Origin of the sequence: Larkinella sp. C7 (assembly GCF_006149005.1) — a bacterium.
Taxonomy (GTDB): Bacteria; Bacteroidota; Bacteroidia; order Cytophagales; family Spirosomataceae; genus Larkinella.
This window is the reverse complement of record NZ_VBSL01000017.1, coordinates 112,295-138,146: the sequence shown is the minus strand read 5'-3', so window position 1 is coordinate 138,146 and position 25,852 is coordinate 112,295. Positions and strand designations below refer to the sequence as shown.

Below are 25,852 nucleotides of genomic sequence, written 5' to 3'. Positions count from 1 at the left end.
ACGCAGTGGACGCTCGATCCATTCCAGGAAATCGCCGACATCGATACGGACAACAATTCATTCCCGCGCCAGGCACAAAAACCGACGCGTTTCCAGTTGTATAAGCAGCAGGCCGGCGGCCGTGGGGGCGCACCAAATCCGATGCAGCAACAGCGGCAAGAGACGCAACCGCCAGCTACGCAGGGCGGAGCGCCAAGAAGGTAAAAAAGGAATTTCAAATGTAAAATGATGAAGACTAAATTTAAAAGTGAAGAGCGCCTGGCTACTTTTACATTTAACATTCATCATTTTACATTTGAAATTCCTTTTTTAATTGATTATTGCTTCACCCACCGCCGGTGTTTCCTGCCGACGTTCGCCGATTTGCTGCCGCCACATCGCGTAATACAGGCCTTTTTGTTCGAGCAATTCGGCATGGGAGCCGGTTTCGGCAATTTTGCCTTTTTCCAGTACAATGATCGTATCGGCGTGCATGATGGTCGAAAGGCGGTGGGCAATCAGAATGGTGATCTGTTCGCGCCGGGCCGAAATGCTGCGGACGGTGTCGGAAATGGCTTCTTCCGTCAGCGAATCCAGTGCCGACGTCGCTTCGTCGAAAATCAGCAGCCGGGGATTCCGGATCAGGGCACGGGCGATGGAAATCCGCTGTTTTTCGCCCCCCGACAGTTTCATGCCGCCCTCGCCCAAAACCGTCTGGATGCCTTTTTCGGAGCGGGCTATCAATTGATCGCAGGAAGCTTTGTGAAGGGCTTCCCGGATGTCGTCGTCGGTCGCATCCGGTTTCACAAACAGCATATTTTCTTTGATCGTACCGGCAAAAAGTTGCGTATCCTGCGTCACAAAGCCGATTTGCCGACGCATCGGGTTGTAGCGAATCTGACTCGCCGGCACATCGTTGAAGTAAATTTCCCCCGAAACCGGTTTATACAACCCCAACAGCAACTTCACCAGCGTCGATTTTCCCGAACCCGAAGGCCCCACAAAAGCGACGGTTTCGCCCATGCCGACCCGGAACGAAATCCCGTCCATCGCATTCTGGTTTGCGGTTTGGTGCCGAAAGACGACGTTGTCGAACCGCAGGTGGTCCAGAACCCCAAAGTCGATGGAATCGTCGGGTCGCCGTTCGATGGATTTATGCATGAGCGTATCGAAAAGTCCCAGCGACGATTCGGCTTCGCGGTACGACAGGATGATGTTGCCCAAATCCTGCAAGGGCGCAAAAATGGCCGTGGAGATAAACTGCATCGAAATCAGTTCGCCGGTGGTCAGGACATCCCGAAAAATGAGCCACAGCAAGGCAAACAAGATCGACTGTTTCAGCACGTTCAGGGTGGTTCCCTGCAGGAATGACAACGTCCGAACCTGTTTGGTTTTTTCCATTTCGAGGTCGTAGATCCGTTGCGTATACTGCTTGAGCCGCCGGATTTCCGGAAACGTCAGCCCCAGACTCCGCACCAGCTCGATGTTGCGCAGGGATTCGGTAATGGCTCCGGCCAGCTTCACGGTTTGCCGGTTGACGGCCTTTTGAACGGTTTTGATTTTCTTACTGAGGAGTCCGGTCAAACCGCCCAACACCAGAATTCCGATGACAAAAATGGGAATCAGCGCCCAGTGTTTGGTGACGGCGTACCAGATCAGAAAGCCCATGCCGACGATGGACGAAAAGAGGATGTTGATGAAGGCGTTGATAAACTTCTCGGTATCCGTCCGCACTTTCTGCAACAGCGCCACGGTTTCGCCACTTCGCTGCTCCTCGAATTCCTGAAAAGACAACCGGAGCGTTTGTTTCAGTCCGTCGTTAAAAACCTGCGTACCAAACCGTTGCACAACCAGCCGCATGAAATATTCCTGAAACGATTTGGCCAGCCGCGCCAGTGTGGCGATGCCGACGGCAATCAGCAGCCAGAACAAAACGCCTTTCACCAGCTCATTTTCAGGCCGCACCGCCGGTTTGGTCGCGTATTCATCGATGATCTTTCCAAAAATCAACGGATCAATCATCATCAGAATCTGACTGACACCCGCCAGCAGCAATGACAAACCCACCAGCCACCGGTGCGGTTTCAAGTACATCCACAGAATACCCATAACCTCACATCTAAAATTCGTACCAGCCTGAAAGGCTGCAATCATTATCCCCGGGCATCGCCCGGGGAATGCCGGATGTATGGTGACCATCCGGGAAACATCGGATGTGTGTCCTATTACACCGGAACGCCGGATGTGATCATTATCTACATCCCCCGGACGATAACCAAACCCTGGATAATAACCCAAACCCCGGGTGATACCCGGGGCTAATGATCACAGCCTTTCAGGCTGGTTGGTAGGTAGACTCGAAAACCGGTGGTTTTGTTCGGTTGGCTTTCTGAACCGGCCACGGAACGAATAGGAGATAAAAATGGATTTATTAGTTATTTTTTTATGAAAAACCCGTCCTTTTTGAAATTTTGATACTGATTAATCAGAATACGCTTTATTTGCTGAACTGTACGCCTAAAAGAGACAATGAAAGATCGTGCTTTACTTTTAACCAATGGATTGCTGGCGTCGCCGGATGCGAAAACCGCCCACGGGCTCATTCGGGATAGCGAACGCTACACCATCGCCGGTGTGATTGACCCCCCAACTGCCGGGCGCGACGCGGGTGAGGTGCTGGATGGCAAACCGCGTCAAATACCGGTTTTTGCTTCGCTGGAGGAGGCTCTGGCCGCCGTTGGTCCGGTACAATGCGGGATTGTGGGCGTCGCCACCGTCGGCGGTGTTTTGCCGGAAGAGATTCTGACGTTGATCAAAACGTGCCTGAAAAATGGTTTATCTGTTGTCAATGGCCTCCACGATTTGCTGAACGACCGCCCTGAACTGGTAGCCCTGGCGACTGAACACAATACCCGACTAATCGACATCCGAAAACCCAAATCCCGCGCCGAACTGCATTTCTGGTCGGGCGATGTTTTCAAGATTACCGTCCCCATTATTGCCGTGCTGGGCATGGACTGCGCGATGGGCAAACGCACCACCACCCGGCTGCTGACCCAGGCCTGCCAGGCCGCCGGACTCAATGCGCAAATGATTTATACCGGCCAGACTGGCTGGCTTCAGGGCGGCAAATACGGTTTTATTTTCGACTCGACGCTCAACGATTTCATTTCCGGCGAAATCGAACACGCCCTCGTGTCGTGCTGGCAGGAAACCGGCGCCGATGTGCTGGTGATTGAAGGTCAATCGTCCTTACGGAATCCCAGCGGCCCGTGTGGATTGGAATTTATGGTTTCGGGCAATGCCAAACACGTTGTCCTGATGCACGCGCCCAAACGCACGTATTTCGATTATGACGAGCATTGGGGCGAAATTCCGTCGGTGGAATCGGAAATCGAAATCATCCAAAAGTTCGGCTCTGAGGTGGTGGCGCTGGCGCTAAACACGGAAGACTGCACGCTGGAGGAAGCCAAACAGTTTCAGCAGGAATACAGCGAACGACTGGGCATCCCGGTGTTGCTGCCCCTTCAGGAAGGTCTGGCTCCGGTTGTTCCGATCATCCGTCAACTTGTTGAAAAAACCGTTCATCATGCAGATTAAATCCATCCGGGCCTACCGTCGGGATCTGGCACTCACGAAACCGTATACGATTGCCTACCAGACGATTTCGGCCGTTGAGAACATTTTTCTGACCGTCGAATTAGCCAACGGCATCATCGGTGTTGGGGCCGCCAACCCGTCGCCGGAAGTGGTCGGCGAATCGCCGGATCAAACGTTCGCCAATCTGCAAAGTGACGGCATCACCCGGTTTGTGGGTCGCGACATTCGCCATGCGTTCCAGTTGATCGACGAAGCCGGGCAGCAGTTTCCGAATTTGCCCGGCACGCTGGCGGCTTTCGACATTGCCCTCCACGATGCCCTTGGGCAGTTTCTGGGCATTCCGGTTGTCGAATTCTACGGGCAAAAAATCACAGCATTGCCCACCTCCATCACGATTGGGATCATGCCGATTGCCGAAACGCTGGAAGCCGCCCGCGATTACATTCAGCGGGGTTTCCGGGTGTTGAAAGTAAAAACCGGGCTTGACGTTGCCGAAGACATCGGACGAATCCGAAAGCTCCGGGAACAGTTCGGCCCCGACATCGTGCTGCGTGTCGATGCCAATCAGGGCTATACCGCTGATCAGTTGATTCAGTTTATCGGACAGACCGACGACGCCAGCGTCGAACTCATCGAGCAACCGTTGCCGGTGGGCATGGAGGAAGAACTCCGTTCGCTGCCGTTGCCCCTTCGTCAGCGCCTGGCCGCCGATGAATCGCTGAAAGGGGGTGAGGCCGCGCTGAAACTGGCGCAGGAACCACAACCGTTCGGGATTTTCAACATCAAACTCATGAAGTGCGGGGGCATTCGGGGCGCGTTCGACATTGCGACGGTGGCGCGTCTGAGCCAGATTGAGCTGTTTTGGGGTTGTAACGACGAGAGTATTGTCAGCATTGCGGCTGCTTTACACGCAGCGTTTGCCTGTCCACATACCCGCTACCTCGATCTGGACGGCAGCCTGGACCTCGCCGAAGACGTTGTCAAAGGCGGTTTTATCATTGAAAATGGCCTGATGCGACCCACCGGATTGCCCGGTTTGGGACTCACCGACTTAACCCTGTAACCGATGAAACCAGCCCCTAAATTGGCGCGGGTACTAAGCTTGCCCACGGCTATTGTGCTGGTGATCAGCGTTATGGTGGGATCGGGCGTATTCAAAAAAATAGCCCCGATGGCCGATGCCCTGCAATCGCCCGGCCTGATCCTGCTTTGCTGGCTGCTGGCCGGGCTGGTGAGTCTGGCCGGTGCGCTAACCAACGCCGAAATGGCTGGCATGTTTCCGAATTCGGGGGGTGAATACATCTATTACCAGAAAGTCTACAACCGCTTTTTTGCCTTTATCTACGGCTGGAGCAATTTTACGGTGGTCAAAACAGCGGCCATCTCGGCGTTGGCCCACATCTTCGCCCAGTCGCTGGTTGGTTTGCTGGTGCTGGACGACGGTGCCGGTTTCTGGACGAAAGGAATCGCTTCCGGGCTGATTGTCCTCCTCAGTCTGGCCAGTTACCGCGGCATCCGGTTTGCGGGCGGCATCAGTTGGGTGCTGATGTGCGTCATTCTGCTCACTATTGTCGGGATCACCATCGCGGGGTTCAGTTCTCCGCTGGGCAGTTTCGACCACCTGAGCCGGAATAGCCCGGCGTTTGACGGCGGGGCCATTGAAGGGATGGTTTTGGTCAAAGCCCTCTTCATCGCGTCGCTGGGCGCTTTCTGGGGCTACGACGGCTGGAACAACATTGCTTTTCTGGGCGAAGAGATCCGGAATCCGCAACGGAATCTGCCGCTAGCACTTGGCATTGGCACCCTGGTTGTTGTGGGCCTGTACCTGCTCCTGAACGTCATGTACGTCTACGTATTGCCAATTGAAGAATTGATCGCGCTCAACCAGACGCCCGGCCGGATTGCCGCCGTCGAAGTCATTCGGCGGGTTAGCGGCTCGACCGGGGCCACGCTGGTATCCGTCCTGATTCTGTGTACGACCTTCAACGCCACCAACAGTTCCATTCTGACGTCGGCCCGCTTGTATTACGCGATGGCCCGCGACGGCCTGTTTTTCAGTGCCGTAGCCCGAATTCATCCCCGATTTCAGTCGCCCTCGGTGTCGATTGTCTGGCAGGCGGTTTGGGCCGTGGCGCTGGTCTGGTCCGGCACGTTTGACCAGTTGACGGATATGCTGGTGTTTGCCTCGTTCATTTTCTACGGTTCAACGGCGTTCGGCGTCCTGCTGCTCCGGCGATCCCAGCCCGATTTGCCCCGCCCCTACCGCGTCATTGGCTACCCGGTTTTGCCGGTCGTTTTCTGTCTTTTCTGCATGACGCTGGTGGTCATTACCCTCATCGAACAACCCCGTGAAGCCTTGATGGGACTGGGATTGATTGCCACCGGAATTCCGTTTTACGGGTTTTGGTATCGGCAAAAACCGGGGAAAGTTTAGGCCCGCGCAGATGGGAACGCGGATTGGACGGATGGAACGGATTTAAAAATCTGTTTTGATCCGCTTAATCCGCGTTCCCGTCCAACGTTTCAAATCCGATTTCTGGCTGTTTACATCAGCAATCAAACAGTCTGGATAAAACGGCGGATAAGGACTACAGTTTGTTGCTAGTTTCACGGTTGACGAAATAACAACATACTAATGTCATCTTTCCCTTCTCAACCACCGGTGCGACCGGTTCAACTGGCGATGGCCGGTTTGAGTAGCTACGTTGCCGAACCCACGCCCATCGCCGAATGGGCCGAGTCGTTTCAGGTTCCTGATCGAAAAGATCCTTCCAAATTTCTGGACGGACCAATGGTGGAAAAAGTTTTGGGCGTCCGGTCGAAAAGCTGGGCACCCGACATTTTTCAAAATCAGGAGGTCGTGACGAAGGTGGCGCGGGAAGCGCTGACCAACGCCCAGATTTCGGCCCGGCAGATCGACGCGGCCATCATCGTGACCTGTTCGCCCTATCAGGTACTGCTCGATCAGGATGCGTTTTACTTTTTAAAGCGTTTACGGATTCCGGATTCGGTGGTGCCAATTCAGTTGGGAGCCGGTTGCGCGGGAATGGCGCGGGCCATGCAACTTGCCACGCAATTGTCAGCCGAAAACATTCTGATTGTTGCCTACAGCCTGAGCAGTTTGTATACCCAGACACCACTTTACAAACAGAATTCCGTACATCCCCTGGGCCGTTCGCTCTGGATGTCGTCGGCACTTTTTTCGGATGGCGCTTCGGCCGTTGTGCTGCGCAAAGACGGTTATCGGGGCGGGCTTACGTTCTATTCCCGCGATTCGCTGGCGTTTGGGACCGAAGGCGGTTTTGACGATCCGCTGATCCACTACACGGGCGGGGGCGCGCTGAATCCGCCCGGTCAGACTGACTCCGAATCATTATCCTGTTTCGGCATGGCCGGCGACCGGGTGAAGGAATACTATATGAAAGGCATGATGCTGAATCACCAGACGCTGCTTCAAAACCGCCCGACGTATTTGACGGACGTGCAAAAAATCTATACCCACCAGGCCAGCCCCGCGCTGACCAACGGTTTTCTGACTCACCTGATCGAAACCTGCGCGACTCCGCGCTCCAAGTTTGGCGTCAATGTGGAAACGTACGGCAATCTGGTTGCCACCAGCACCTTGAAACTGCTACACGACGACATGACCGGCGGAGTAATCAAAACCGGGGACGAAATCTGCATTTCGGTGGTGGGTGCCGGGCCGGAACGGGGTGCTTTCATTACCCGAATTGCCTGAGCATCTCTTAACCTGTGCCTAGAGTCCTTTGAGCCCTTTCCCACGAAGGGCTTTTTTTATTTTTATCACTCATCCTGCAAAAGTTGACACCATTTTCCCGGTCAAAAAGGGCGAATGCGAGCACTTTCGGTCCAGAGCCTCCCGCCGGTTGTAACAATTCTGAATTTTGATAGTATAGTTTTTAAGGGCCGGGCTTTCGGTTCCCGCGCCGACAGACTAAAAATTAACCAAAACAGGATGGTATGGTTGTAAAAAACTGCGTTTCCAGATTTCACTTCCTTGCACGGATAATCCTCTTTTTAAGCCCATTACTCCTTTCTTCGGCTCCTTCCCTGTATGCCCAGAAAACCGCCGGAAGCAACGCGGTGGACAGCTTACCGGTTATTCCGCAACCCGGTATTCCCGTTGATAGCATCATTGCCCGGCTTGAAAAAGGGCATACGGCCCTGAACGACATCAATAACCGCACCCGGCGGGGATTCAGCACCTGGCAAATCGAGAACAACCTGCCGGAAGTTCAGTCGTACGTTAAAACGATTCGGACCAACCTGGCGCTGTACCAAAAGGTGCATGACATGAAAAACATGCTCATGTTCCAGGTGCTGCTCGAGGACATGCGAACGCAGCTCAAAGTCTGGCGGGAAACGCTTTCCGGGCATGAAAAGCAGTTGTCGGGCATGAACGGACAGTTGATTTCGCTGGCGCGGGATTCGGTGCTCGTTCTCCCCACCGACAGTTCGTACCGGGCCCTGTATTTTAACTCGCTGAAAGAATTACGCCAACAGTGGATCGACGCGAGTGAATCGACCAATAAAAACCTGACCCGCATCAATAAACTTCAGGCGGCCGTTTCCGACGCTTTTTTTGAAACCGCCGAATTAACCAACGTCGTCAATGAGCGCATTCGGGAATTTAACGTCAAAATTACGGGCAAGGAAACCGATTTTATCTGGGCCATTCCCAAAAGCGAAGGTTCCGACGATCACCTGGACAATTTGATCAAGCGCTCCTACGAAGGGCAGCGGGATATGCTGGCGTATTATTTCGACCGAAGCGCGGGCAATGGACTTTACATGTTGCTGATCGGCGCGGCTTTTTTCGCCTGGGTATTCCGGAGTTTTGCAATTATCAAACGCCACGGAAAACAGCAGGAAGTTCAGAAAGAATTAAAAATAAAATACCTGCGCCCCATTCCCATTTTCCCGGTGTTGGTTGTCGTTTTTAATTTAGCTCCTTTTTTTGATCTTCGTCCTCCGGCGGTTTACGTCGAACTGACGCAGTTTATCCTTTTATTGGCCCTTACCGGCTTGTTTTTCCGAAGCTGGCCCCGGCAGCTTTTCCTCAACTGGCTGGGCATCGTTGCGCTGTATATTCTGGTCATCATCACCCGGACGTCGATCATCGACCCGGGCATCACCTTTCGGCTCTGGCTCCTGATTCTCAATGCCATATCAGTCATTTTCGGTTTTCTGTTTCTGTTCCGAATCCGCAAAACGCTCTCGCTCACCGGTTTTATCAAACAGGTTTCTATTCTATACATCATCCTGAATGTGCTGGCCATATTCTGTAATATTTTTGGCCGGATGAGTCTGGCAAAGATCTTCTCGACAGCGGCAATATACGGACTGACCCAGGCCGTTGGTCTTTTCACACTGATCCAGATTATCAACGAAGCCTTTGCGCTTCAGGTTGTGAGCGGAAAACTCACCGAAGGCATTGCCGCCCGGTTTAATTACGCCAAACTGGAAATCGGCTTGCACCGGATGATGAGCGCCCTGGCCGTGATCGCCTGGCTGATTATTTTCACCAACAATCTCTACATCTACAACGCAGTCTATCAGAACATTACGCACTTTTTAGGCACCGAACGCAGCGTGGGCAGTACGAGCTTTACGTGGGGAAACATCGTGCTGTTTTTTCTGATACTTTACCTTTCCGGTGCGCTGCGGAAGTACATTGGCTATTTTTTCGGAGAAACCGACGACGAAATCGGTGGAAGCATCAGCAATGCCGATTCGCGGCTGGTGATGATCCGGCTTTTTATGCTCATCGGCGGTTTTTTGTTCGCTATTCTGGCTTCCGGCATTGGGCTGGACAAGGTAACGGTGATTGTCGGTGCGCTGGGCGTTGGGATTGGTTTGGGGCTTCAAAACATTGTCAACAACCTGGTTTCCGGTATCATTCTGATCTTCGATAAACCGTTCCAGATCGGTGATTTTATCGAGATTACCAACAAAAAAGGGCGCGTGAAAACCATCGGAATTCGCTCCAGTCGCCTGCTCACAACGGAAGGATCGGAAGTGATCATTCCCAACGGCGATCTGCTGTCGGGGCAGGTCATTAACTGGACGATCAATCACAAAGCCAAACGAATCGAGCTGACGATTAAAGCCGATGCGGAACACGAGTTAAGCACGCTGAAAGCATTGATTAAAGAAGAAATAACGAAACATCCGAACGCCGTTAAACGCCAGCAACCCGAGATTTTGTTATCCACGATCACGAACGATGCCATTGAGTTAAAGGTGCGGGTCTGGATCAATTCGGTCAACAAAGAAGATCAGTTTCGGAGTGAAATTTTACTCAATCTGTACCGGCGGTTTAAGGAAGCGGGGATTAAGATGATGTAACGTTGACAGGAACACGGATTGAACAGATCGAACGGATTTTAATCTGTTTTTATCCGTTCAATCCGTGTTCCTTTTGGAATCAATTCCACTTCTGCCCAAATCGAGGTGATGAACTCCGGGTTACTCGCTCCGTAAACTCCTCACCGGATTCATCAAAGCCGCTTTCACCGTATGAAAACTGACGGTCAGCAAGGCAATGACCAACGCCAGCAGACCGGCTGCGGCAAAAATCCATCCCGAAATGCGGATGCGGTAGGAATAATCCTGAAGCCACTCGCTCATGGCGTACCACGTAATCGGAGTGGCAATCAGAAAGGCCATCAAAACCAGTTTCAGAAAGTCTCTGGACAAGAACGTAACGATCTGGCTCACCGTAGCACCCAACACCTTCCGGATGCCGATTTCTTTCCGGGATTGCTCGACCGTGAAGGAAGTCAATCCGAATAAACCGAGACAGGAAATGAAAATCGCCAGGGCCGCAAAAAGGCCCGCTAAGGTCTTGGTACGCTGTTCGTGCTCGAATTTCTGCGCATATTCCTGATCGACGAACTGATAATCGAAGGGATACGCCGGGTTGTATTTTCTGAAGGCGTCTTCGGCTTTTGCCAGATTTGCCGCCGTCGAATTTGCGGGGTTGAATTTGATGTGCATGGTATTGAACCAGGCTCCCGGACCCTGAATAACCACCGGAGGAATGGGGTTATACGGCGACCCCACAATGTAATCCCTGACCACGCCCACAACCCGCCAGCTTCGCTTTTCATCCCGAGTGGAAAGCGTCTGCCCGATCGGATTTTTAAAGCCCATCAGCTTGACAGCGGTTTCGTTCAACACCACGGAGAAGCTATCCGCCGGGTACCGGTAACCATCGATATCCCGCCCCTCGACCAACGTCATGCCCGCCGTTTTGACCAGATCGGCATCCGAACTGAAGATCGTGATGGCGGTGTTGGTATCTTTCGGATTTTCGCCCGCCCACCGAAGCCCCCAACTCCGCCAGCCGTCGTTCGTCAGGTCCGTCATGGTTTTTGTAACGGAAACCGCAGCCCCCGAACGAAGTAGTTCCTGTTTGATCGGTGCGTAATTTTTCTCAATGTCACCGACAAAATTGACGTGAATCAAATCGTCGTTCGCGTAGCCTTTGTCCCGTTCCTGGCCGTAAATGATCTGGTCGCGAACGATCATCGTGGCAATAACAAGCACAATGGCGAAAGTAAACTGGAGCACCACCAGCACTTTCCGGGGCGATAGACCCAGCTGGCTTTTTTTGAATTGCTTCGTAAAAATGCCGATCGGCTGGAAGGAGGAAAGGTAAAAAGCCGGATAACTGCCCGCCAGCAAACTGGTGAGAACCACAAAACCCAAAGCCCAGAGCCAGAACGAATACTGCTGGTAGGGAATCGAAAGCTGCGTGCCGATGAGCACATCGAACGACGGCAAGGCCAGCATAACCAGCAACAGGGCAAGGGCCCCAGCCAGACAGGCGGTGAGAAAGGCTTCGGTAATAAACTGCCCGATCAACGACCCGCGCCCGGCCCCGGCCACTTTCCGCACGCCAATTTCTTTCGCCCGTTTTTCGCTTCGGGCCGTGCTCAGGTTCATGAAGTTAATGCAGGCAATCAGCAAAATAAAGGCGGCAATCAGTCCAAACACGCGGACGGTTTCGATGCGCCCCCCCACCGGTTTTCCGTTTTCGAACTCAGCGTACAGATGCCACTGGCTCAGCGGAAACAGGAAATGCGTCCAGACATCCCGGCGCCCCGCATACCGCTGCGTCAGGTCTTTGATTTTTTCCGTGAAAGCGGCCGGGTTCGTGTTCGGTTTCAGCAAGACATACGTTGGCGTGTTGTTGCTGAGCCAGTTCTCGTTGCTCCAGCCACTTCCCAATTTTTTCAGATAATCCCAGGGCAACAGGTATTCAAACGTAAAGCGCGTATTCGGCGGCAAATCCTTTAAAACACCGGTGACCACGAAATGATCGACGGAATCCAGTCGAACGGTTTTGTTCAGGGCGTCGGTGGTGCCGAACAGTTTCCGGGCGAGTTTTTCGGTAATGACAATGGACGAAACCGTGGTGAGCTGCCCGTTTTTAGACCCTTCCACCAACGGAAAACTGAACAGTTGCAGGAAAGAAGGGTCTGCAAAAGCCCCCGGAATGCCGGTGAAGCTCTTGTCATCGACCCGGATCAGAAACTGGTCGACGTCTTTTACCCGCGTAACGGCTTCTACTTCCGGATAATGTTGTTGCAAGGTCGGGGCCAGCGGTTGGGAGGTGACCGGTATCGCAACCGCTTCTCCACCTGCGCTGTTGGTCAGACCATAGACCTGGTAAAGCCGATCCTTGTGTTCATGGAATTTGTCAAAACTAATCTCGTTCTGGAGCCACAAGGCAATCATAGCGGCTCCGGCCATGCCCACCGCCAGCCCGCCGATGTTGATGATGGAGAAACTTTTCCCGCCCATCAGGTTGCGGAAAGCAATTTTGAAATGGTTGGATAGCATGGTAATAGGGGTTGGATTCGGATACTCGGATGGTTTACGTTTCAGGTTGGATAGCCGCAGGTACGCCAGTACCTCCCGCCAATACTGCTGCCGGGCCTCGCTTTCGCCCAATCGTTCCGCGCGACGATGAAACCGCTCGTGCATGTCGCCCATCACCTCCTCGCGCAGGTGCGGAGCGATGAGCCAGGTCAGAAGCCTATCAGGCCAAGAGGGCGGTTTTGGGTTAAGTTTCATTCTAATGGGTTTAATATCGAATAGTGAATAACGAATAGTGAATACGGAAGTAAAAACCGTGACGAGCGCTGAGGACTGGTAGCACCACTTCGTTATTCGTTATTCGAAATTCAGTATTCGATATTCTCTTACTTTTCATTATTCCCTTATTTTTTACTCACTTCGCAGACTCTTCACCGGATTCATCAGGGCCGCTTTGATGCTTTGAAAACTCACCGTCAGCAGCGTAATCGCCAGGGCTCCGAAGCCTGAAACCGCGAAAATCCACCAGGAGATTTCTGTGCGGTAGTCGTATTTCTGCAGCCAGTTGTGCAGGAAATAATACGCGATGGGTGTGGCAATTCCGAAAGCGATCACGACCAGCATCACAAAGTCTTTGGATAATAACCGCCAGAGGTTGAAGACCGAAGCGCCCAGCACTTTGCGGACCCCAATCTCTTTGGTGCGCTGCTCGGCCACGAACGACGCCAACCCGAACAAGCCCAGGCAACTGATGAAAATGGCCAGAACAGCAAACACCGATGCCAGTCGGCCGATGCGTTCTTCGGTGGCAAATTTCAGGGCATACTGCTGATCCGAGAACTTATAATCGAACGGACTGCCGGGATTGAACTGGCGAAAGACGGTTTCGATCTTAGCCAGTGATTCACTGGCGCTCTGGTTGGGGTTTAACCGGATATTGATCACACCGGCCCACTCATAACTCAACAGGAAAACCGTCTGATAAACGGGTTCGAATGGCGAGCCCATCACCAGGTCTTTGACTATGCCGATCACCTGATGCGGTTTTCCATTCCATTTGACCGTTTTCCCCACCGGGTCTTTCAGGCCCATGTAGCGGACGGCGGTTTCGTTCAGCACCATCCCCGACGAATCCGTTGAAAAGGCCCGGGAAAAGTCGCGCCCTTCGATGAATTGCCAACCGACCGTTTTCCCAAAATCATGGGTCACGGCAACCGTCCCGAATTGCTCCTTCAAATTGGGATCTTTGCCTTCCCAGTCAAACCCGATCAGCCGTGAATTCAAATTCGTTACCGGGGTCGATGAGGTCGACATCTCCGTGACCGCCCCCGTTTGCAGGAGCTCATTGCGCAAGGCATTGTAACGCCCGTACAATTCCGGTGTATTCATGGTAATCGTAATCAGGCCACTGCGGTCGTACCCAATCGGGCGGTTTTTCGCGTACTGAATCTGGCGGAAAACGATGATGGTACCGATGATCAGCGTGACGGAAACCGTGAACTGGACGACGACCAGCACCTTCCGGGGAATGGAAGCAAACCGGCTTACCCGAAATCGTGACGACGAACCGGTACCCTTCAGCACTTTGACGGGCAGGAAAGACGACAGGTAAAACGCCGGATAACTGCCCGCCAGGATGCCGGTCAGAAAGCTGAAACCGATCCCGGAAAGCCAGAAAATAGGATTGGCCCACAGAATCGCAATGGTTTTATCGGCCACCTCGTTGAAGAACGGCAACAGGAGCTGCACCAGCAGCAACGAGATCACAAAGGCAATCGCTACCACCAGCAGGGATTCGCTAAAGAACTGGCTGATCAGCTGGCTTCGGAGGGAGCCAATGGCTTTGCGGATTCCCACCTCTTTCGCCCGCTTTTCCGACCGGGCCGTCGAAAGGTTCATAAAGTTGATGCAAGCCAGAAAGAGCACAAATACGCCGATGATGCCGAACAACCAGACGTACTGAATCCGGCCCTCTACGTTCCCGGATTTATCCCAGCCGGTATACAAATGCCAGCGGCTCATCGGGTGCAAAAAAACTTCCGGCTTCATATACGCCGTTTCCGGAACATGTTTTAGCCTCAGATTTTTAATTTTTGCCGAAACGGACTCAAAATCAGCTTTCGGCGCAAGCTGAGCCAGAATTTGCCAGGAGTTGTTGCCCCAGTCGGCGTTGTCCTGCGCCTGCTTCACCCACGACTCCGACGAAACGTATAAATCCCAGGGTGCCATAAATGTCATATCCCGAAACTCGGTGTTGTGCGGTAAATCCTCGTAAATACCGGTTACTTTGACGTTCAGTTTATTATCAATCTTCACGATTTTGCCCAGTGGGTCGTCATCGCCGAAAAGCACTTCAGAAACGGATTGAGACAGGAGAATGGCGGACGGATCTTTTAATCCCTCCCGTGTCCCTTTGAGCATCTTCAGGGTCAGCAGATCGGGGGCTTCCGGGCTCATGAAATTCCCCGTTTTCGTCAATTTCGTATCGCCATAGGCCAGGATATGTTCCCGGGTCCAGGAAGACAGCACCACGGATGTAAAATCGTCGGCATACGCGGTGCGAAGTTCATTTCCCAACGGAATGGGCATGTACTCTCCGGCCCCAAACTCCCCGTTCACGACCGCACTTTGCATCACCTTGGCAATGCGGTCGTACTTTTGGTGGTATGTATCGAAGGACCATTCATCGTAAATCCACAGGCCGATGAGCATCGCCACCGCCATGCCCGTGGCCAGCCCGCCAATGTTGATGAGCGAATAGCCCTTGTGTTTCAGCAGGTTTCGTTGCGCGATTTTGAAATAATTTCGTAGCATGACAGGACTCAGAAAGAAAGGTGAAGAATACGCCGATGGTTTTCGTTTCAGGTTCGACAGCCGCAGATACGCCAGCACCTCCCGCCAATACCCTCGCCGGGCTCTGATCTCGCCCAGCCGCTCCGCGCGCCGGTGAAACCGTTCGTGCAGATCGCCCAGCACCTCCTCGCGCAGGTGGGGAGCCACCAGCCAGGAAAGCAGTCGGTCAGGCCAGGAGGGCGCGGTTGGGCGGGGCGTTTTTGGGGTTTTCATAAAATAAATTCCAAATAATAAATGATGAATGTTAAATATTAAAGTGGCTTGGCACGCTTTCAACGTGCTTCCTTGCCCCTACTTTTACATTTAGCATTTATCATTTTTAATTTAATATTTCCTGTTGTATCACTCACTCCGCAGACTTTTCACCGGATTCATCAAGGCGGCTTTGATGCTTTGAAAACTGACGGTCAGCAGCGTAACGGCCAACGCGCCCAAACCCGATGCGGCAAAAATCCACCACGCGATATCAATCTTGTAGGCAAAACTTTGCAGCCACTGATTCATGGCATACCAGGCGATGGGCGAGGCAATCAGAATGGCAATCCAGACCAGTCGAAGAAAATCCCGGGAGAAGAGCATGATGATCTGGCTTACCGAAGCCCCCAACACTTTCCGAATCCCGATTTCTTTGGTGCGCTGCTCGGTCGAAAACATGACCAGACCCAACAAACCGAGACAGGAAATCAGAATCGCCAGAACCGCAAATACGTTGGAAAGCTTCGCCATTACCTCTTCGCTGCGGTACAGTTTTTCGTATTCCTGATCGATGAATTGATACGCAAAGGGGTAGTTCGGATTCAGTTCTTTATACACTTTTCCCAAACTGGCCAGGGCTTCCCTGGTTTTGCCGGCTTCGGTGCGCACGAGGATTACCCCGAAATACTCGTATTCCTTCACATCCATCACCAGCGGTTTGATGGGCTCATGCAGCGAGTGCGTGTGATAGTCCTTGAGGATGCCAATGATATGCCCCTTTTTTTGCCAGGCGGAGATCCATTTCCCGATCGGATTTTTCAGGCCCATCTGCTTCACCGCTTCTTCATTCACCAGGAACGCATCGGTCGAATCGGTCGCGTTGGCTCGGGAGAAATCGCGCCCTTCAGCGATCTTCAGATTCATGAGCTTGACAAAATCGAAGCCCACCGAAGTAGGTTTGAAGCCCACCGAAACATTCTTTTCCTTGCCTTCCCAATTGATTGCATCCTGGCTGGTGTTGGCCGCGCCGTCGTTGGCATCCACCACAAATCCCATGACGTGCGGAGCTTCGCTGCTGCGGTCGACCCGTGCAATACCCGGCATTCTGGAGACCTGTTCTTTGAACAGCAAATAGTTGCGCTGTTTCATGAGTTCACCTTCAATGCGAACATACAGCAGGTTTTCACGATCATAACCCAAGTGCGTTTCCTGTACGTAGCGGGTCTGCCGGGATACGACAATGGTGGCCACCAGGAGAATAATGGCCAGTCCGAACTGAAAAACCGTCAATCCCTGCCGAAACCAGATAGCACTTTGCGTAAACCGCAGAATCCCTTTCAGAATGCGAACCGGTTGTAGCGAAGACAGAAAGAGCGCCGGATAGCTCCCCGCGATCATGCCGGTGAAGACCGTCAGGCCAAGCAGCGAAACCCAGAAGGAAGGTTGGGTGAGGGGCGAAGCAATCTGTTTGTCCGTGAACGCGTTAAAGATGGGCATCAGGAGAACGACCAGCAGCAACGTAACCAGCATGGCCAGAAACGCGAGCAGCAACGCTTCGCCAAAAAATTGCCCGATCAGGTGGCCGCGTGTTGAGCCTAACACTTTCCGAACGCCCACTTCTTTGGCCCGTTTGACGGAGCGGGCCGTTGCCAGATTCATGAAATTGATACAGGCAATGACTAAGATAAAGAGGGCGACACCACTGAAGATCCGCACGTATTCGATGCGGCCACCGTCGGGTTTTCCATTCACAAAATTGCCGTGCAGATACTGTTCGCCAAACGGCTGAAGCCCGATTTGGGTTTTAACGCCGGTATTCCTGGCCAGCCGGGGTTGCAAAAACCGGTTGATTTTCGTCTCGACGGTTTTGGGGTCCGCCGTTTCCGCCAGTTGCACAAACGTCCGAAAGTCGTTGGAAGCCCATTCCAGTTTGGTTTTCTGCGCTTCCCAGGTAAGCAGAAAATCGAATTTCAGCGAGCTTTGCACCGGCAGGTTTTCAAAAACCGCTGTTACCCTGAAATCCAGTTTGTTCTCATACCGCAGGCTTTTACCCAGTGCTTTTTGGGGACTGCCAAAAAACAGCTCGGCCATTTTTCGGGAAATGGCTATACCGCCAATGTCCTTCAGGGCCGTTTCCGCATGACCCGCCAGCAGCGGGTAGCTGAATATTTTAAAGAAATCCTGGCTCGCGCGGGAGCCCTCCAGTTTGAATTTCTTTTCACCCGCCTGGAACGTTTCGGGATGTCCCCACGGAAGTTCATACCCCGTGGCATAAAAGACGGTGTGTTGCACTTCCGGAACCGCGGATTTTACATCTTCCAGTAAGAAAACTGCGCGCTGGTTCACCACCCGCATGGGCGTTCCGTATTTTCCATCCACTTTACCAGGGGTTGAAAAGGTCTGATAGGCCGTATACAGGTTTTTGCCATTCGCATGAAAAGTATCAACGCCTTTTTCGTCCTGCACCCAAAGAAAAATAAACAGGCAACAGATCATGCCCAGCGCCAGGCCAATCACGTTAATGGCGGAAAAAACCATACTCTTGACCAGATTCCGCAGGGCGATTTTTATATAATTGCGTACCATATCAGGGTTTAGGAAAAAAAGGGTTGGGTATTCAGAGGGTTGTCGTCTGATCATCGAAAGTCGTAAGTAGGCTACCGTATCCCACCAATACCGCTGCCGGGCCTTCGCTTCGCCCAGTCGCTGAGCCCGCAACTGAAACCGTTCGTGCAGATCGCCCAGCACCTCCTCGCGCAAGTGGGGAGCCACCAGCCAGGAGAGGAGCCGATCAGGCCAGCGGGGCGCGGTCGGGCGGGGCGGTTTTGGGGTTTTCATTTTAAAGTTTTTAATAGCGAATAATGAATAGCGAACACCGAATAGCGAAGTGATCCGGTGCTAACTTTTCGTTATTCAATATTCATTATTCGATGTTCGATATTCATTGTTCATCATCTAGCTCCATTCCAGCAGCGTGGGCGGTACGATCCGGTCCCAGAGCCGGTTTCGGACCGAGCGGACTTCTGTCAGCACCCGGCCGCCCAGTGCCGAAACGGTGAACAGCCGCTTCCGGCGTCCCCCGCGCTCCGCCGTGGCTTCGCCCAGCACCGAGGTCACATAGCCCTTCTGCTCCAGCCGTTGGAGAGCCGCGTGAACCGCTCCGGTGCTGACGGTCTGGCCGGTTTCCCGTTCGAGTTCTTCCGCAATCATCACCGAATACGCTTTTGGTACCAGCACAGCCACCGCCAGTAAAACCACTTCTTCAAATTCGCCTAAATCACTGCGTCGCATGAGCCAAAAACCAGTTGGGTTAAGAGTCTGATCGATTTCTTCTATTTCCGTATATCAAATCTTTTGCCAAACCGAAAAGAGTGCATTTAAGGCCCATAGACATATGTTTTTAAAACCGGAAACTAATCGTTCTGTCCGTTTTTGGACAATGTCTGTACGCATCTGGACAGTTTGAGGACGGCTGGAAAAAGGCCCGTTCAGAAGCCATTTATTTCCTACTTTTGGAGATGGGAACACGATTTTGACGGATTAAACGGATTGAAACGGATCAAAACAGATTCAATCCGTTTCAATCCGTTCAATCAGCGTTCCTATCACCAGCCAACCGATTATGAATCGTCGTCATTTTATCCAACAATCCGCCGGAGCCAGTGCCGGTATCCTGCTGGGCGTACAGCCGGTTTTTGCAACCCGACAACCCGCTTTCCCGGTGGTTCGGGTGGCCGCCGACCAACGCAATTTTACCAGTGCCGCCGTCGAACGGGCGATTGAACGCGTGAAGAAAACCGTCAAAGATCCCGAACTGGCCTGGCTTTTTGAAAATTGCTTTCCCAACACGCTCGACACCACCGTTCAGTTCAGTGAGGCTGGCGGCAAACCCGATACGTTCGTTATTACGGGTGACATCGACGCCATGTGGCTGCGCGACAGCACCGCCCAGGTATGGCCGTATTTGCCGTTGACGAAAGAAGATGAACCCCTGCGGAAGCTGGTTGCGGGCGTAATCCGGCGGCAAACGCAGTGCATCAAACTCGACCCCTACGCCAACGCGTTTTATTCCGATCCGAAAAAGGAAGGTGAATGGAAGAAAGACATTACCGCCATGAAACCGGGTTTGCACGAGCGGAAGTGGGAACTCGATTCGCTTTGCTACGCGATCCGGCTGGCGTATCACTACTGGCAAACCACCAACGACACCAGCCCCTTCGATGCCGACTGGGCCAACGCCATGCGGCTGGTCGTGAAAACCTGCCGCGAACAGCAGCGCAAAACCGGACCAGGTCCCTACAAGTTTGGCCGCGAAACGTCGTGGTCGACGGATACGGTTCCGGGCAATGGCTACGGTAATCCGACGCGTCCTGTTGGGTTGATTCACAGCATTTTCCGCCCGTCCGACGACGCCACGGTTTTCCCGTTTCTGGTGCCGTCCAACTGGTTTGCGGTCGTGTCGCTCCGGCAGGTGGCCACGATGACCGATAAACTCCGGCCCGATGCGGCTTTTGCAAACGAGTGCCGGGCGCTGGCCGACGAAGTGGAAAAAGCACTGAAACAATATGCCGTTTATACGCATCCGAAATACGGCAAACTATACGCCCTGGAAGTCGACGGTTTTGGCAATCACCTGTTGCAGGACGACGCCAACGTGCCCAATCTGATCTCGTTGCCGTATCTGGGAGCCGTTTCGGCCAGCGACCCGATCTACAAAAACACGCGCCGGTTTTCGCTCAGTGCCGACAATCCGTATTATTTCCGGGGAAAAGCCGCCGAAGGCATCGGTAGTCCGCACACGCTGGTAAACAACATCTGGCCCATGAGCCTGACCATGCGGGCGCTCACCTCCACCGACGATCAGGAGATTCTGGCGCAACTCCGCCAGTTGAAAAAGACCCACGCCAACACCGGTTTCATGCACGAATCCTTCGACAAAGACGATCCGGCAAAATTCACCCGCAAATGGTTTGCCTGGTCCAATACGTTGTTCGGTGAGCTAATTCTGAAAGTGGTGAACGAGCGGCCGCAGTTGTTGAGCAAACCGGTTTAATAGCGATTTTCTTTGGCCATGTCTTTGTCACAGACTCTGGGTAACGGTAAGATCCTTGAGATACTCTTGCACTTTGGTTCTAAACCTTGACCCAATCGGCAGATTGATCGTATCCATCCAGAGCATTTTAGCATTAAACTTGGTAATGTGACTCTTATTGACCATGTAGGATTTATGCACACGCATGAATTGATTTGAATTGAATCCTTTTTCCAAATTCCCAAGATAATCATTGACCACAAAAGTACCACTCTTTGCAATGAGCTTTGTATAGACGCCATAAGCTTTAAGGTAGAGGATCTCTTCAATGATAAATCGCTCGGTTTTACGACCGGTTTTCAAATAGATAAATGGCGTTGATAGTTGGGGCTCGGTGGGCTTATTGACCGGCGGTTGAACAGGTTTGGGGGTAATGTCTGGCACTTGGGCCGGAGCCTCTACTGGCAGAATCGGTAATGACCGGATGAGCGTCTTCTGGATGCCGCCCAGGAAACGGGCGTAAGTTAATGGTTTGGGCAAAAAATCGACCACCCCGCTTTCATAACAGTTTACCGCAAATCCCGGATAGGCCGATATGGCAATGGCTGGGGGAGGATTTGGCACTAATCGCAATAGCTCCAGCCCGGTCATATCGACTAATTTCATATCCAGAAAAATCAGATCGACCGCCTGTTTTTGGAGTGTAATAAGAGCCTGTACGCCATTTGTAGCGTGAAGGGGCAGCTCGAAAAGGTTAGTTAAGGCTAGAAAATCAATTAATTGTTTAATAACTTCCAGGTCATCGTCAATGATGAGGGCAACGAACTTTCTTGTCACGGCAACGCTATTTTAAATGAACTAAATGATGCATGGGCAGGTCAAAAACTGCTCAATACGTTTCAACATATCCGCCTGCTTCCGCTGCCCTAGTTAAAATCAGGGGCTACAGTCAGAAACCCGCTAGACCTTCAATCGATAGTTCTTTTCGAAAAGTATCCAATTTAAACAAAGCACTAACTTTTAGTTACCTTAATCACCCCAGTTGATAGCATTAAAGCTACTAAATTTGATGCCACTTTTCAGGAAACGTCAAAACATGGCGCTGGAAAAGCCCCTAAACCGGCCCCAGTTGATAGCATTTAAGTAGGAATTCACCAAAATAAACGTCATTTCGTATCAGCCAACGGTTCATTGATGTACTTTTAAGCACCTCAATACCGAAGTAGTTTTCACTTGTAGGTCGTAATGTACTAGTCATGCCACTTAACATTACGATTGTCTCTAAAACGCATCATTCACCTCTTCGCTATGAGCGGGGTAATTTTGCTGGCAGACATTTCGCTTAAAACGCTGTAGCTCGTTTTAGTGAAATCGCGTCGAATGGCAAAAATTTACCCGTTCAGGTCTTGTGCCTTTTTTCAGGCGTTCCTCGTCGCCCTGGCCTTTTCGCCGGTGAGCGCTGAGCAAACAGGCGATGGACTTCAGGGTCGAAACCACATTCCCCTAAGTCGGCTCCGGCTTTCGCGTTGTGCGTTCATCCGCAAAACCGGGTTTTCTTTCCTGATTTGCCTGTCTTTTTACGGGTGTCCCAATCCCGATGCGTATGCCGCAGGTACCCCCATCGATCCGCCGGCCGGCATCGGACTGTTTGGCTCCATAACGATTCATACCGATACGCTCGCTGTATGGGGGGATCTGGTTCTGGAAAATGTCCACCTGAACGGAAGGGGTGTACTTGCCCTGATTGGAAGTAAACCCCAACACATTGTATCCCACGACAGCCGGATCGACAACCTGGCGCTGCTCAATCCGAATCGGGTCATGCTCCACGGGCACCTGGTCATCGAAAACTCACTGACCATCGATCAGGGCCGGTTCGAGGTAGAACCGGGCGGACTGACGCTGACGGATAGCACCCGTATCCGGTTAATACGCAATTCAAAGTTGCTTGTACAAAAACTTACATGGTCTTCTCTACCCACTAAAGGAACAACCTCCCGGCTGCCTGACCTGACCTACGATGGGGAAATGTGGCTGACCGGCCACCGCTGGCAGCGGCACGGGTCGGTGCTTAAACCGGTATTTATCCAACCGGTCTGCTATTATGTTGCGGTCCCTGCTGCCCTGCGCACTCCTCCCCCAGAAATGCCCACGGCACGCATTCGCCCTCAATCGGGCGCTTATTTCGCATGGAAAGGGATTTAATACATTACTAATTACCCCAAAAGGGCATAAATCATGAAACTGAAATCACTATTTTTTGGAGTGGCCGGTTTGGTACTGGCCGTTACAGCACAGGCACAGGTGAAAATCGGGAATAATCCCACCACCATTAACGCGGGCTCTATTTTAGAAATGGAAACCACAAACAAAGGGATGTTGATGCCGCGGGTAGCCCTCAGTTCTACGACCGTATGGGGCCTGGCCGGAACAGCGGCTGCTGGAATGATCGTTTACAACACCGCCGATGCAGGTTCGGGCAATACGGCCGTGGTTGCCAATACGCTTTACGCCTGGAGCGGCACTTCCTGGGAAAGGATCGTGAAAAACACGGATAATAACGACAATTCATCGCCATTTGTTATCGGCGAAATCAGAACATCCCGAATGATTGTTCCATCTAGTACATGGACTTCCAGCGGATCTACTATTCTTGTAATGACTGGGACAGCCTCAAACAATACAGGGACTACAACCCGGAGAGCGGCATTCCCCAACGCTACCAATAGCCCCAATGCGATTATCATTAATGGGTTACGCATGGATTTCATTCGATCTCCAATAGCACCGGCAACCAGTGTTTCACCAAAACTATTTAATACAACCAATAGCCCTTTTGCTTACTCTATTTCTACCTTATCCACCAATGATCAATACACGCAAGGAGCAAATACGACTATTGCCCCCAATGCCTATTCCTATTATGTTGATGGAAATGATGATTTGGCTACGTCATCTACTGGTAGTGAATATGTAAACGCCATGATTACTTTTTCAACTGGCGAGTGGTACAACTGCACCTGGCATGCAACTACCGATGGGTTGAATCACTTCTTTTATGTGACGGCGCAACGCTTGAATTAAGGTCCTTCCAGTCGTGAATGAATGCCGGAATCTGGACTTTAACAGGTGCGATTTCTACGATAGAAAACGTGCGGTTATTCATAACGTGTTTAGCCGCTTTCCCCGACTACCTGTTTACGGTTTTTCAGGGAAAGCGCCCTTAAATCCACATTTTGTCCCCATGCATACGCTGTGCATGAATGCCGATATCCTGGAGAATGCCGGTGTACACAGGAGAGTCGTGAGGCTGTGATTCGACTGTATGCCTTACCAGTAAGGCTAACACCGGCTTCACCAGAGATTAATTTGGGTCAATAAGCCGTCAAGATGCGCGGCATCTGTTTCTATTTCGTCAGGGTAACAAAACGGTTTCTGAACATCCGACCGGAGAATCACCAGCCTGGAAATGGCATGGCGTTCCTGCAGGCAAATCACTGTTTTTCAGCCATCAGTTTCGACAGTTTATACTGCAACTCGTTCGGTTTGAAGGGTTTGATCAGGTAATCATCCATGCCAACCTCCCGAATCCGTCGGGTGACATCGCTGGCCACCCAGGCCGTCAGGGCAATAATGTGGATGGTGGATTTCACCTTATCCTCCAGTTGGCGAATCCGGGTGGTGGTTTCATAGCCGTTCATCCGGGGCATGTTGATGTCCATCAAGATGACGTCGAACGAGTTTTTCGCCAGTTTGTCAATGACTTCTTTACCATCCTCCGCGACAGTAATCGTGTTATTCCAGGTCAGAAATATTTTTTTCATCAGCGTCACATTCATCGGATTATCTTCCGCCAGCAATACGCGTAAATGGGCCAGATCCACCTTCTTCATCGTGGAACCAAACGCATTGATCGTATCGGTATTCAATGGCGAGGTTGGGAACGTGATTTCGAACGAAAACCGGGTTCCTTCGTTTTCCCGGCTTTCCAGTTGAATGGCACTGTGGTGGAGATTTAGCAGGTGTTTGACAATCGCCAGACCCAGACCGGTTCCCCCGAACTCCCGCGTAATGTTCGTCGAAGCCTGCCGGAAAGGGTCAAAAATGATTTTTTGTTGATCGGCAGAAATGCCTATTCCAGTATCGCTAACCGAGAAGAGAATCCGGATTAAATCCTTATCCTTACTAACTACACTTGCGCCGATATCAACCTGACCTTCCTGGGTGAATTTAATGGCATTCCCCACTAAATTAAAAACAATTTGAATAAACCGGGTCGGATCTCCGATCACGTTCTGTTTCGCTATTGCCGGGTCAATGACAAGATTACAGACTAATCCTTTTTCTGCGGCTTTAATGCGAAATCCTGAATGGATATCCTGCAACAGATTAGCGATATTAAAAGGAATATATTCAAGCTCAACCTTTTTTGATTCAAACCGATTAAAATCAAGAATGTCATTGATTAAAATAAGAAGGCTTTCGGATGAAAATTTTAAAATATCCAGATTTTCTTTCTGTTCTTTTCTTGGCTTATCTTGTAATAGCACATCGGTAATTCCCATCACAATATTTAAAGGCGTTCTGAGTTCGTGAGACATGGTGAGCAAGAAATCCGATTTTGCACGAGCTGATTTTTCCAGTTGCTTATTCAATTCAGTTTTTTCGTCAATTGTTTCATACAGTGCCGTATGGTAAAAGTGATGAGAAACAATAACAATCAAAAAATAGAAAATAATAGACGTAATAAAAGAAAACGAATTGGATGTAATCGCAGGCTGATGAGTAAATCCACCGTTGTTTAAGTGAATAACGATCGGTAGAATTGATAAAATGGAATAAAACAGCCCCCATTTTCTGCCAAGGCCATAATAGCTGAACATAATGTTCGTAAAAATAACCAGGAAAATATCAACCCTCACGCCTTCGGGATGTTTGAGGATCTGAAACCATAGCGTATATAATGCTATTAGCTGTGAAAAATGAATAAGCTTTTCTAATATACCGGGTCTTGATAACAATAGTTTTAATAAGATGATGGTATATAATAATATAAAGACATCAATAGATATTTTAACCGGATTATAATGCACTACACTATTCTCGTAAATAAGAAGTATTATTCGCGCAAATCCTAGAAAAATAAAGACAAAGAAAATTTTTATCTGAGCGCGAATTAGAGCATCCGGCACGAAACTAAGTGTCTTTTTTAGTGACCAATTTGAGAGAGGCAACTTCATAACATTATATTCAAAAAAAACTTTACAGAGCTGACATTCAACACAATAAATATATAAAAAACAGCAAATATTTATTTAAATATACGCTAAATACTAAAAGAAGATA

16 protein-coding genes are annotated in these 25,852 nt (G+C 51.2%); 9 read left to right on the top strand and 7 right to left on the bottom strand.

Features of this window, described 5'->3' with window-relative positions; all coding sequences use genetic code 11:
• A partial coding sequence (locus FH871_RS27555; protein WP_138994630.1) for a hypothetical protein occupies positions 1-204 on the top strand: 204 nt, incomplete at its 5' end.
• A 105-nt stretch (positions 205-309) separates the two neighbouring features.
• On the opposite strand, the gene FH871_RS27550 is transcribed toward FH871_RS27555, so the two are convergent.
• Positions 310-2,088, bottom strand: coding sequence for an ABC transporter ATP-binding protein (locus FH871_RS27550; protein ID WP_138994629.1), 1,779 nt, complete (start codon positions 2,086-2,088; stop codon positions 310-312).
• Between the two features lie 420 nt (positions 2,089-2,508).
• Here FH871_RS27550 and FH871_RS27545 point away from each other — a divergent pair, with 420 nt between their 5' ends.
• From FH871_RS27545 to FH871_RS27525, 5 genes are all read left to right on the top strand, one after another.
• Positions 2,509-3,579 (top strand): DUF1611 domain-containing protein, encoded by a 1,071-nt coding sequence (locus tag FH871_RS27545; RefSeq protein ID WP_138994628.1) that lies wholly within the window; start codon positions 2,509-2,511, stop codon positions 3,577-3,579.
• Positions 3,569-4,642: a mandelate racemase/muconate lactonizing enzyme family protein gene (locus FH871_RS27540; protein WP_138994627.1), complete on the top strand. Its 1,074-nt coding sequence runs from the start codon at positions 3,569-3,571 to the stop codon at positions 4,640-4,642. Before FH871_RS27545 ends, FH871_RS27540 begins: the two co-directional genes overlap by 11 nt.
• Positions 4,643-4,645: 3 nt before the next feature.
• On the top strand, positions 4,646-6,013 hold the full coding sequence (locus FH871_RS27535) for an APC family permease (protein WP_138994626.1): 1,368 nt from the start codon (positions 4,646-4,648) through the stop codon (positions 6,011-6,013).
• 201 nt (positions 6,014-6,214) lie between these two features.
• A complete protein-coding gene (locus FH871_RS27530; protein WP_138994625.1) occupies positions 6,215-7,318 on the top strand; it encodes a 3-oxoacyl-[acyl-carrier-protein] synthase III C-terminal domain-containing protein in 1,104 nt (367 codons plus the stop codon).
• Positions 7,319-7,683: 365 nt separating this feature from the next.
• Positions 7,684-9,948 carry a mechanosensitive ion channel family protein gene (locus tag FH871_RS27525; RefSeq protein ID WP_171062971.1) on the top strand — a complete coding sequence of 755 codons (2,265 nt, stop codon included), beginning with the start codon at positions 7,684-7,686 and terminating at the stop codon, positions 9,946-9,948.
• Between the two features lie 120 nt (positions 9,949-10,068).
• Here FH871_RS27525 and FH871_RS27520 read toward each other — a convergent pair whose 3' ends face one another.
• From FH871_RS27520 to FH871_RS27505, 4 genes are all read right to left on the bottom strand, one after another.
• Complete coding sequence (locus tag FH871_RS27520; RefSeq protein WP_229317638.1) at positions 10,069-12,684, bottom strand: ABC transporter permease; 2,616 nt, start codon at positions 12,682-12,684, stop codon at positions 10,069-10,071.
• A 153-nt stretch (positions 12,685-12,837) separates the two neighbouring features.
• A complete protein-coding gene (locus tag FH871_RS27515; RefSeq protein ID WP_212768275.1) occupies positions 12,838-15,492 on the bottom strand; it encodes an ABC transporter permease in 2,655 nt (884 codons plus the stop codon).
• A 129-nt stretch (positions 15,493-15,621) separates the two neighbouring features.
• A complete protein-coding gene (locus tag FH871_RS27510; protein WP_229317636.1) occupies positions 15,622-18,312 on the bottom strand; it encodes an ABC transporter permease in 2,691 nt (896 codons plus the stop codon).
• Positions 18,313-18,429: 117 nt separating this feature from the next.
• On the bottom strand, positions 18,430-18,765 hold the full coding sequence (locus FH871_RS27505) for a PadR family transcriptional regulator (RefSeq protein ID WP_138994623.1): 336 nt from the start codon (positions 18,763-18,765) through the stop codon (positions 18,430-18,432).
• 331 nt (positions 18,766-19,096) lie between these two features.
• Between FH871_RS27505 and FH871_RS27500 the strand changes: the two genes are divergently transcribed.
• Positions 19,097-20,527, top strand: coding sequence for a glycoside hydrolase family 125 protein (locus tag FH871_RS27500; protein ID WP_138994622.1), 1,431 nt, complete (start codon positions 19,097-19,099; stop codon positions 20,525-20,527).
• A 27-nt stretch (positions 20,528-20,554) separates the two neighbouring features.
• On the opposite strand, the gene FH871_RS27495 is transcribed toward FH871_RS27500, so the two are convergent.
• Positions 20,555-21,343: a LytTR family DNA-binding domain-containing protein gene (locus tag FH871_RS27495; protein WP_138994621.1), complete on the bottom strand. Its 789-nt coding sequence runs from the start codon at positions 21,341-21,343 to the stop codon at positions 20,555-20,557.
• 543 nt (positions 21,344-21,886) lie between these two features.
• Between FH871_RS27495 and FH871_RS27490 the strand changes: the two genes are divergently transcribed.
• Positions 21,887-22,711, top strand: a complete 825-nt coding sequence (locus tag FH871_RS27490; RefSeq protein WP_138994620.1) for a hypothetical protein — start codon at positions 21,887-21,889, stop codon at positions 22,709-22,711.
• Between the two features lie 33 nt (positions 22,712-22,744).
• Complete coding sequence (locus tag FH871_RS27485; protein WP_138994619.1) at positions 22,745-23,590, top strand: hypothetical protein; 846 nt, start codon at positions 22,745-22,747, stop codon at positions 23,588-23,590.
• Between the two features lie 410 nt (positions 23,591-24,000).
• Here FH871_RS27485 and FH871_RS27480 read toward each other — a convergent pair whose 3' ends face one another.
• A complete protein-coding gene (locus tag FH871_RS27480) occupies positions 24,001-25,527 on the bottom strand; it encodes a response regulator (RefSeq protein ID WP_171062970.1) in 1,527 nt (508 codons plus the stop codon).
• Positions 25,528-25,852 lie beyond the last annotated feature (325 nt).

Excerpts from the sequence above, each read along its gene's own strand:
- FH871_RS27515 (WP_212768275.1), bottom strand. The coding sequence starts at position 15,492 with ATGAAAACCCCAAAAACGCCCCGCCCAACCGCGCCCTCCTGGCCTGAC.
- FH871_RS27485 (WP_138994619.1), top strand. The coding sequence starts at position 22,745 with ATGAAACTGAAATCACTATTTTTTGGAGTGGCCGGTTTGGTACTGGCC.
- FH871_RS27550 (WP_138994629.1), bottom strand. The coding sequence starts at position 2,088 with ATGGGTATTCTGTGGATGTACTTGAAACCGCACCGGTGGCTGGTGGGT.
- FH871_RS27505 (WP_138994623.1), bottom strand. The coding sequence starts at position 18,765 with ATGCGACGCAGTGATTTAGGCGAATTTGAAGAAGTGGTTTTACTGGCG.
- FH871_RS27540 (WP_138994627.1), top strand. The coding sequence starts at position 3,569 with ATGCAGATTAAATCCATCCGGGCCTACCGTCGGGATCTGGCACTCACG.
- FH871_RS27530 (WP_138994625.1), top strand. The coding sequence starts at position 6,215 with ATGTCATCTTTCCCTTCTCAACCACCGGTGCGACCGGTTCAACTGGCG.
- FH871_RS27500 (WP_138994622.1), top strand. The coding sequence starts at position 19,097 with ATGAATCGTCGTCATTTTATCCAACAATCCGCCGGAGCCAGTGCCGGT.
- FH871_RS27510 (WP_229317636.1), bottom strand. The coding sequence starts at position 18,312 with ATGAAAACCCCAAAACCGCCCCGCCCGACCGCGCCCCGCTGGCCTGAT.
- FH871_RS27545 (WP_138994628.1), top strand. The coding sequence starts at position 2,509 with ATGAAAGATCGTGCTTTACTTTTAACCAATGGATTGCTGGCGTCGCCG.
- FH871_RS27520 (WP_229317638.1), bottom strand. The coding sequence starts at position 12,684 with ATGAAACTTAACCCAAAACCGCCCTCTTGGCCTGATAGGCTTCTGACC.
- FH871_RS27490 (WP_138994620.1), top strand. The coding sequence starts at position 21,887 with ATGGCAAAAATTTACCCGTTCAGGTCTTGTGCCTTTTTTCAGGCGTTC.
- FH871_RS27535 (WP_138994626.1), top strand. The coding sequence starts at position 4,646 with ATGAAACCAGCCCCTAAATTGGCGCGGGTACTAAGCTTGCCCACGGCT.